The organism is Enterococcus sp. PF1-24 (assembly GCF_029893325.1).
Taxonomy (GTDB): Bacteria; Bacillota; Bacilli; order Lactobacillales; family Enterococcaceae; genus HY326.
In genome coordinates this window covers 1-6,395 of record NZ_JARXWL010000058.1, presented here as the reverse complement: position 1 = coordinate 6,395, position 6,395 = coordinate 1, and the positions used below count along the sequence as shown (strand labels likewise).

Below are 6,395 nucleotides of genomic sequence, written 5' to 3'. Positions count from 1 at the left end.
CCATTCACGGGGAATAAAAATAAGAAAAGATAGAAAGGGATTCTTATAGAATCGGCGAGAAAAAGTGGTGCGGAAGGAAGACCATTCAGAGGGCCGGCCGGTAATAGAGGCTTACAGCCTCAGAGCAAACCACCAGTTCTCACTGGTGGTTTTGATTTTTGTGACTTAGCTAATATGTCAAAATAGCTAACTTAAAAATAGAAAAAATAGTGTTGACTAGGTAATAAGTAAGTTTTTTAGAAAAAATTCAACTTTTTTGATAAAAATATGTAAGAAAAGTTGACATCTACCTTAAAAATGTGATAATCTTTAAAAAAATGTGGAGGCGATTAGAAAATGACTGAACTTTTTAACGAAGCTAAAATGTTGCAAGATGAATTAGTAGAAATGCGCAGAACTTTACATCGGAATCCGGAAATCGGTATGGATTTACCTAAGACAATGGCTTTTACCAAACAAAAATTAAAAGCCTTAGGTTTAAAACCAGAAGTTGTCGGTCAATCTGGTTTAACGGTTACGATTGGTGAAGGCGATAAATGTTTCTTAATTCGTGGTGACATGGATGCTTTACCAATTAAGGAAGAATCTGGCGAACCTTTCTCTTCTGAAAACGAAAATATGCATGCTTGTGGTCATGATTTTCATACAACTATGCTTTATGGAGCAGCTAAATTATTAAAAGCTCATGAGGCTGAACTACCAGGGAAAGTAAAATTAATGTTCCAACCGGGAGAAGAAATTTTGGCTGGTGCTAAAGCAATGGTGGCTGAAGGGATTTTAGAAAATCCTAAAGTAGATGCGGCCATGATGATTCACGTCTTTCCTGGTTTACCAATTAAAAGCGGGACTGTTTTAGTACCAGAGGCTGGACCTTTTGCTTCAACTTCTGATTGGTTTGAAATCAAGATTCAAGGAAAAGGGGGCCATGCTGCTACACCGGAAAAAAGTATTAATCCGCTAACAGTTATGAGCCATATTCATTTAGCTTTACATGCTTTAGAAGCCCGTGAAATTTCCATGTATGATCAAGCGGTAATTTCAACTACCATTATGAATGGTGGTGTGGTTGATAATGCGATTCCTGATACAGCTTATATGAAAGGTTCTATTCGAACTTTTGATCAAGAAGTACGTAATTTTATCTTTAAACGTATTCCGGAAATCGCTGAAGGCGTTGCTCGAGCTTTTGGAGCAACAGTCGATGCTAAAATTATTGAAGGTTGCCCAACAGTAGCCGTTGATGGTGAGGTCACAGAAGATTTACGAGAAGCTTTAACAGAAGCTTTCCCAGGTGAAGTAACATCACCAAAAGCTTGTGGTATGGATAAATTAGGTGGTTCAGAAGACTTTTCTTACGTGACACAAGAAGTGCCATCAACTATGTTGTTGTTAGCTTCTGGTCATTCAGATGAATATCCTTATTTTGTTCATCATCCAAAAGTAATTTTTGATGAAGAAGTTTTATCAAAAGGAGCAGCTGTCTATACAATTTCTGCTATGGAATGGCTAAAAAAACATAGCTAAAAATCAAATATTTATTTTCGCGAAGGTGTTAGAGATACGAGCAGATGCGAAATATTCATCTGCTCGTTTTGCTTTTTCAAGAGTAAAGCGCTTTGAAAATTGAAGCAACGCTTCTTAGAAATTTGGGATTCGTTGTGTTGCTTGAATTTTACAAAGCAAAACATAAAATGAAGGATGTTCGCATTAATTTAAAAATAAGTAATTATTAAATATTCAGGAGGGTAAAAGTATGGAATTTTTTAAAGTAGCAAATGGGTTACCAATGTTGATTATGTGTAGTGTAATTGTTTTGGTTGTACTTGCTCAGCCAGTTATTATGAGTTTAGCCGCACGAAAACGAGCGTTACAGTTAGGGATGACTGATGGAGATATGAAAAAAGTTGTTAAAAGTACAGCACTTTTTTCAATTATGCCATCTTTACCAATTTTAGCTAGTTATTTAGTTTTAGTACCAGCTCTAGGGAAATATTTCCCGTGGATGCGTTTAAGTGTGGTGGGGTCGGTAACTTATGAAACATCCGTTGCCAATACTGCCGCAACAACTTTTGGTTATGATAATATTTATAATAATGATTTTCCTGTGGAAGTGTATTTATCTATTTTACTAATTTTAACATTAGGAATTTTAGGTGGAAATATTTTCAATCTATTCTTTTTAAAAACTTATCAAAAAAATGTTCGTAAGTTAATGGAGCGTAATGCCACTTTAATTCCGGTTATTACTAGTGCGATGTTTGTTGCTTTATACGGAGTAATGTCAGCACCAACAGCAACGAATATTGAAAACCCTGTAGCGATGATTACCTTTTTTGTAGCAGGGGGCGTTTCTTTAGTAGTTAAACAAATTGCTAAAAAACATCCGAAACTAAAAGAGCATGCTTTTACAATTAGTTTATTAGCGGGCATGATTTTTGCTTGTCTGATTAATCCGCTATTTTAAGCGCTATTAACGATTTTAACTATGAAAGGATTGAAAAATATGGATAATACTACAACGTTTAATAATAAAATTCACCGTATTGGTCGCGTGACTGTGTTAATTTGCTTAATTTCATTTATTTCTTTACCAATTATTTTGTCATTTGTTTATGATGCAAAACTAGATTATGGTCAAATCATTCAAAATGCTCTACCGCTATTAATTTCTTATACAATTGTTGGGGTCAGTGAAAACTTCTCATACGCACCGATTATTGGGGCAGGAGCTTTATATACTTCTTGTGTAACTGGTGATTTATCAAATATGAAAGTACCAGCTTCGAAAAATGCGATGGAGATAACTGGTGTTGAGCCTGGAACTGAAAAAGGGGATATCGTTTCAATTATTGCTGCGTCTACTTGTACTTTTGTAACAACGACAATTGCCTTTTTAGGTATGGTTTTCTTAGCGAAATATGTAGATGGTATTTTTAACAATCCAGTAATTAAACCGGCCTTTGACAATTTATTGCCAGCTTTATTTGGGGCTTTAATTATTCCAACAATTATTAGTGATGTAAAAATTAACATTCCAATTTTTGTTTTCCCATGTATCTTACTATTTATTTTGGGACCAGCTGTTTATGGAAAAAATATGGGCTATATCTTAATTGTTACCGTACTTTTAGCAGTTATTTATAGTTACGTAATGTCTAAAAATAATTTAGCAAATACTGAAATTGACAATGATTTTGATGTAGAGTAATTTATATTAGTTGCAGAAGAATAAAAGCAGGCTAGCAAAAATATCTGCTAGTCTGCTTTTTTCACTAAAAAGGCATGTAAATGAGTGCTTTTGTTAGAAAAACTAACCTGAAAACAGCAAAAAACGAATATTCTTGTTTTTAATGTAATAAAAGCTAACATAAACTGTTGACAGCGAAAAAACATCATGCTATTCTACTTACAACTTAAGGAGAATCTGCTGTTGACAGTAGCTTTTAGCTTATGTTTCTAAGTTGGAAATTTCGTTTTTGAGATTGATTTAACTGCATTAGGAGGTAATGGTAGATGAGAGAAAAAGAGATTCGCCGTTCAATGTCAGTGTTTCCGATTGGGACAGTTATGAAGCTGACTGATTTATCAGCACGACAAATTCGTTATTACGAAGAGCAAAAGTTGATTCATCCTGAACGCAGTGACGGTAATCGTCGCCTATTTTCATTAAATGATATTGATACTTTGTTAGAAATTAAAGATTATTTATCTGACGGACTGAACATGGCTGGCATTAAGCGTGTTTATGAAATGAAAAAAGAAGAAGAGCGAAAAGCGAAAGAAAATAATCAACCTTTAACTGACCGAGATGTTCGTCGAATTTTACATGATGAAATGTTAGCTCAAGGTGGCTTAGTTCAAAAAAATCCATTTCAATCGGGACCAAGACTATAATTCTGATTGCGGAAAATAAATTCAACAATTAAACAAGAGAGCAGGGATGGGATAAAATGCCAAAAGAACAAATGACAGCAGAAGATATCAAACGAATCGCTAAAGAAGAAGATGTTCGATTTTTACGATTAATGTTTACCGATATTATGGGAACAATCAAAAATGTTGAAGTACCTGTTAGCCAATTAGAAAAAGTATTGGATAATAAAATGATGTTTGATGGTTCTTCTATTGAAGGTTTTGTTCGAATTGAAGAAAGTGACATGAATTTATACCCAGATTTATCTACTTGGATGATTTTTCCGTGGGAAGGAGAGCATGGTAAAGTAGCTCGTATCATTTGCGACATTTATAATCCTGATGGCACGCCATTTGCGGGTGACCCGCGCGGAAACTTAAAACGGGCTTTAAAAGATATGAAAGATTTAGGTTTCTCTTCATTTAACTTAGGGCCAGAACCAGAATTTTTCTTATTTAAATTAGATGATAATGGTGAAATTACTTTAGATTTAAATGATAAAGGTGGCTATTTTGATTTTGCCCCAATTGATATGGGTGAAAATTGTCGTCGCGATATCGTTTTAGAATTAGAAAGTTTAGGTTTTGAAGTAGAAGCTTCTCACCATGAAGTAGCACCTGGACAGCATGAAATTGATTTTAAATATGCTGATGTTATTGAAGCCTGTGATAATATTCAAACCTTCAAATTGGTTGTAAAAACAATTGCTCGTAAGCATGGATTACACGCTACCTTTATGCCAAAACCATTATTTGGTATTAGCGGTTCAGGGATGCACTGTAATATGTCGTTATTTACTGAAAAAGGCAATGCTTTTTATGATCCAGACGGCGAAATGCAATTAAGTCAAACGGCTTATCATTTCTTAGGTGGTTTACTGAAACATGCACGGGCTTACACTGCTGTTTGTAATCCAACGGTAAATTCATATAAACGTTTAGTTCCTGGCTATGAAGCACCTGTTTACGTGGCTTGGAGTGGTCATAACCGTTCACCATTAGTTCGTGTTCCTGAATCTCGTGGCTTATCAACTCGGTTAGAATTACGTTCAGTGGATCCGTCAGCTAATCCATATATGACGATGGCTGTTTTATTACAAGCTGGTTTAGACGGCGTACGTAATGAAATTGAACCACCAGCAGCGGTAGACCGCAATATTTATATTATGAATGAAGAAGAACGAGCAGCAGCTCAAATTGATGATTTACCATCAACACTGCATAATGCGCTTAAAGAATTACGCAAAGACCCAGTTGTTTTAGATGCGTTAGGCACACATATTGCTACGAACTTTGTTGAAGCGAAGCGTTTAGAGTGGGCTTCATTCCGTCAAACAGTTTCTGAATGGGAAATTGAACAATATTTACAACTATATTAAAAGTAAATTTAAACCGCTATAAACATTAGTTTATAGCGGCTGTTTTATATTCATTTAATTGCGAAAGATTAATCTTCCCAGCCACATAAATCTTTGCCTTGGGCAATAGCTTCGCCGCGAGTCAATTCTTGAATGCCGTTAGCGTTGTTTAGTCCGCGACAGTTGCGGTTAAGATGGTATTTAGAGCCTGAATTTGGAGCGATATAGACAATTGTTCTATCGGGAACAGGAACAACTGGTTGTTCAACTGAATAGCCCAAGCCTACTGCATACCAAGCTAAGCCTTCATCGTGCCAACCAACACTAAGCAAATTGTTTTGTTCCGCTTTATTGGTTGTATAATTATGGCTACCTGTTTTGGCATTAGAGTTGTAAGCCCGATATAACGGAATAGCTTTATTTGTATCAGAATACCAACCGATACCTTCATAACGCCAACCAGAATTTACAAGGCTATCTTTTTCATGACTATTCATTGTGTAATGATGATCGCCAGAATTAGCGTTGTACACTCGATAAACTGGAGCGCCACTAGTTGGTGCAACCCAACCCACACCTTCGTATACCCAATAATTTTGAACTAACATATCTTTTTCAGCTGGGTTTGCAGTATAAAAATGTTCACCAGTATTTCTATTATACATACGATACATTTCTTGAGTTCCGGCAGCGTCGGCTTCACTAGGGTTAATTGCTAAAATACCTAAACTTGCGATGGCTACTGTTAACCATAAAACTTTCTTTTTCATCCTTTTTTACCTCTTTTCTTCTTTTTTTATAAAATATTTATTTAACTATGAACAAGCGTAGCATATTGCTATAAAATATGTCAATTCAATAAAAATGCTTTACATTTTCATTTACAATTATAATTATTGCTGAGTGATACTAAAACATTAGTAAAATTAGAAGTTTAAAGTTTTTATAACTGCAATCATTTTTGATAGTGAAATGATTTTGAAGAAATTTACAGAATATGATACATTGAATGCAAGAGTATAAAATATTTCGGCTCTTTGTCAACTGGTGTTGGTGAAGAGAAAATCCAATAGAATAATTTGATTTTTGCAGTCAAGCAGCTTTCATTGCTTGACTGCTTTTTTC

6 protein-coding genes are annotated in these 6,395 nt (G+C 35.0%); 5 read left to right on the top strand and 1 reads right to left on the bottom strand.

Annotation, left to right across the window (positions count from 1 at the left end):
• The first annotated feature begins 336 nt into the window (after nt 1-336).
• From M2139_RS14045 to glnA, 5 genes are all read left to right on the top strand, one after another.
• A complete protein-coding gene (locus M2139_RS14045; protein WP_280739471.1) occupies nt 337-1,524 on the top strand; it encodes a M20 family metallopeptidase in 1,188 nt (395 codons plus the stop codon).
• A gap of 229 nt (nt 1,525-1,753) precedes the next feature.
• Entirely contained in the window at nt 1,754-2,464 is a 711-nt protein-coding gene (locus tag M2139_RS14040) for a DUF5058 family protein (RefSeq protein ID WP_280739472.1), read from the top strand.
• A 39-nt stretch (nt 2,465-2,503) separates the two neighbouring features.
• Nucleotides 2,504-3,208, top strand: coding sequence for a hypothetical protein (locus M2139_RS14035; protein ID WP_280739473.1), 705 nt, complete (start codon nt 2,504-2,506; stop codon nt 3,206-3,208).
• Between the two features lie 305 nt (nt 3,209-3,513).
• Nucleotides 3,514-3,894 (top strand): MerR family transcriptional regulator, encoded by a 381-nt coding sequence (locus M2139_RS14030; protein ID WP_280739474.1) that lies wholly within the window; start codon nt 3,514-3,516, stop codon nt 3,892-3,894.
• Nucleotides 3,895-3,950: 56 nt separating this feature from the next.
• On the top strand, nt 3,951-5,291 hold the full coding sequence (gene glnA, locus M2139_RS14025) for a type I glutamate--ammonia ligase (RefSeq protein WP_280739475.1): 1,341 nt from the start codon (nt 3,951-3,953) through the stop codon (nt 5,289-5,291).
• Between the two features lie 68 nt (nt 5,292-5,359).
• On the opposite strand, the gene M2139_RS14020 is transcribed toward glnA, so the two are convergent.
• A complete protein-coding gene (locus tag M2139_RS14020; protein WP_280739476.1) occupies nt 5,360-6,040 on the bottom strand; it encodes a calcium-binding protein in 681 nt (226 codons plus the stop codon).
• Nucleotides 6,041-6,395: the final 355 nt, after the last annotated feature.